The sequence below is a fragment of the Caloramator proteoclasticus DSM 10124 genome, from assembly GCF_900129265.1.
GTDB classification, from domain to species: Bacteria; Bacillota; Clostridia; order Clostridiales; family Caloramatoraceae; genus Thermobrachium; species Thermobrachium proteoclasticum.
This window is the reverse complement of sequence record NZ_FQVG01000098.1, coordinates 1-2,906: the sequence shown is the minus strand read 5'-3', so window position 1 is coordinate 2,906 and position 2,906 is coordinate 1. Positions and strand designations below refer to the sequence as shown.

Sequence of the window (2,906 nt, the reverse complement as noted above, 5' to 3'; positions counted from 1 at the left end):
AATCGGAAAATACCTAATTTCTACTTACTATTTCTTAACCCTTATAAATCAACGGACTTACCACCCTAAAAATTTTCAAGTGCGAAATCTCTGACCTACTTATAGAAGTGGGAGACTTCTGTTGCTGTTTGGTTAAAATAATCTGACTCACTGCCTCCAAAGGATATAAATTCCAAATATCTTAAATCAATTATTATAAGATGGTTTAAACTCTTTGCTATTGTGATTATCAAATATAATATTTTGTTTTCCACCAAAAATACAATATAAACTTCCATATTCTTGATTTTGTTTTATTTTAATTTTAACCTCAATTTTATCTTTATATATTTTAATTTTTCCAATTCCTGAACTCCCCCATCCGTCTTCATTAAATACAAAATTTCCTTCTCCATTTTTATCAAATTTCACTTTAAAGTCTTCAGTATTTGCTATATGTGTAGCATTTTTATCTGATATGGAATATAAATTAACAACTGCTGTATCATTACTAATAAACTTTATGTACAAACTATTTAAACCATCCTTGCCTACCCATTCTCCATTATATTACATATAATTATTTTTATTATCTTCATTTAAATTATTTAATGCATTATCATTGATACTTTCTAAATTCTTTTTATTTTCAATAGTTTGTTCATCAAATTGAACATCTATCTTTATATTACCTGTAAAGTTGTCACCAACACATTTTATAATATTGTTTCCATAAATTTTTGAATAAACAACTCCTTCTTGTTTATTTTCAGACAAATTTATTACCTCATCATTTTGTGTTACTAATATAATCCTTACACTTCCACTATTAATATTTAATTTATACTTTATACTTACATTATTCTGCTTGGTTAATGAATAAATATTTAGTAAACTTATAGTTCCTTTTAATTAATTATAATTTATATCAATACCCTTGGAGTTAAAGTTATAACTTACATCCTTTAAAATAAATTTTTCAGTTAAATAATGCGGTTTGTTTAAATTATTACTTTTTTCATCTTCTTTTTTAATATTAACTTTATTACAACTGGTAAAATAAAATACAATTATTAAAATTAATATAAAAATCTTAATTTTTTCATTTTAATTCACCTTTTATAAGCCATTATATAGCTTCTCATAATTTATATTATATATAAATACTAATTTAATGAATCTAATATTTCTTGAGGTATTTTTTTATCAATATCTATAGGCTTGTATACTCCTTCTTCAAATCCCCATTTAGAAGCTTCTCTCTTTTTGTGTGTAATTTTTATTTCTATACTTTTTAATTCACCATCACTAAAGTCCAAAATAACATAACCTGAATTTCCCCACCCATCATCATTATATTTAGACTCTACTAACTGATTTTGTATTTCTCCTTGAACTTTTATCTTTGCAATCATATCAATTTTTTTATTGATAACTTTTATTCTATATATGTTACCATAAGCATAATTATCCTTTACATTAATTTTATTTATAAAATATTCTCCATCATCTAAATATTTAGCTATTTTTTCTTGCTCTTTCAGTTCTTCGTCATTTTTTTCAATAGGTTGTTCATCATATAAAATATCTAACTTAATATTTCCAGAAAAATTATCACCAATACACTTTATAATTATATTCTTATTAATTGTAGACTTCATACTACCTTCTTTTGCTCCATTTAATAACTCAATAATTTGATTTTCATCATTTATCATTATAACTTTAACATTACCATTACTTACAGTAGACCTGTATTTAATCTCTATCTTTTTTTCATTATTTAAGGAATATACGTTTAACAAATTCACAATACCATTTAAATTTTTATAGTTAACATCTATACCTTTTAAGTTAAACTTATATTTTATATCTGCTAAATTAAAATTTTCTGTGGATATATCTACATTCTCTATGTTTTTATAAGATACCGAATCTTTATTATTAAAACCAGATACTTTGCATCCTGTTAAAATAAAAAAAACATCAAAATTAACACATAAAAAATTTTAAATTTTAACCTCATTAGCAACCACCTTTAAAATAAAATTATTAATTTCCTAATAAATTATTGATTTGCATTTCTTACATTTTAAAAAACTTATTCTCATTAACTCTTTGTAACATTTAGATTGTACTTACTATTTTAGATAATTTAAAATTTAAATTCAAGTTAATAATTTAAATGTATAAAATTAGGCATTTTCTAACCCATAATTTAGTTCATATTACTTCTCTTTTTCTTTCAATCTTTTATTTCTATAATACTTATGCTATAATTTATTAGCAGTATTTTTTCAGAGGTGTTATTATGGAAAATGAAGTGCTTTTAAAGGCTCTTGAAAAACTTTTTGATGAAAAGCTTAGCTCTGTTTATCAACAACTTGATTCTATCAATTCAAGGCTTGGTTCTATTGAATTAAGACTTGATTCTATTGAAAAAACACAACAAACAATTTTAACTTTCATCAAAGAAGTTGATAAAGAGTTCTACAAGGTTGAAGAAACTTATAAGTTTATGAACGATTTAAAATCTGTTATGAGTCGTTAGACCTCCTTTGAGGTCTTATTTTTTTGATTATAATAGTAATTCTTGTCCTGAATAAATTATTGGCTTGAGCTAAATTATTAAAGCGTCATTTTAGTAATAAAAAAGTCCTTGAAAACATTTGTTTTCAAGGACTTTCGTGGTGCACCTGACACGATTCGAACGTGCGACACACGGTTTAGGAAACCGTTGCTCTATCCTGCTGAGCTACAGGTGCATATTCTATTTTGATTATAGTACCATCGTTTTTTTTTGTCAACTGCAAAAAAATAGGGGTAATCCCCTATCATAGTGTAAAATTATTGTAGGACGAAAAAGGACAAAAAATTTAAAAGAGACAACCCCTGTGGTAAAATAAAAAGTGGAAAAAACACAAACC

At 24.5% G+C, this 2,906-nt stretch carries 4 protein-coding genes and 1 tRNA gene; 1 reads left to right on the top strand and 4 read right to left on the bottom strand.

Annotation, left to right across the window (positions count from 1 at the left end; translation table 11 throughout):
• Window positions 1-186: 186 nt before the first annotated feature.
• The 3 genes from BUB63_RS12890 to BUB63_RS12880 form a co-directional block, all read right to left on the bottom strand.
• Window positions 187-510 (bottom strand): hypothetical protein, encoded by a 324-nt coding sequence (locus BUB63_RS12890; RefSeq protein WP_027308919.1) that lies wholly within the window; start codon window positions 508-510, stop codon window positions 187-189.
• A gap of 39 nt (window positions 511-549) precedes the next feature.
• Complete coding sequence (locus tag BUB63_RS12885; protein ID WP_027308920.1) at window positions 550-756, bottom strand: hypothetical protein; 207 nt, start codon at window positions 754-756, stop codon at window positions 550-552.
• A gap of 389 nt (window positions 757-1,145) precedes the next feature.
• Entirely contained in the window at window positions 1,146-1,784 is a 639-nt protein-coding gene (locus tag BUB63_RS12880) for a hypothetical protein (RefSeq protein WP_027308921.1), read from the bottom strand.
• Window positions 1,785-2,290: 506 nt separating this feature from the next.
• Here BUB63_RS12880 and BUB63_RS12875 point away from each other — a divergent pair.
• Window positions 2,291-2,530: a hypothetical protein gene (locus BUB63_RS12875; protein WP_027308922.1), complete on the top strand. Its 240-nt coding sequence runs from the start codon at window positions 2,291-2,293 to the stop codon at window positions 2,528-2,530.
• Between the two features lie 137 nt (window positions 2,531-2,667).
• Here the strand turns inward: BUB63_RS12875 and BUB63_RS12870 are convergent.
• Window positions 2,668-2,744: transfer RNA gene (locus tag BUB63_RS12870), tRNA-Arg, on the bottom strand.
• Window positions 2,745-2,906: the final 162 nt, after the last annotated feature.

Coding starts and splice junctions, on each gene's coding strand:
- BUB63_RS12875 (WP_027308922.1), top strand. CDS start 2,291: ATGGAAAATGAAGTGCTTTTAAAGGCTCTTGAAAAACTTTTTGATGAA.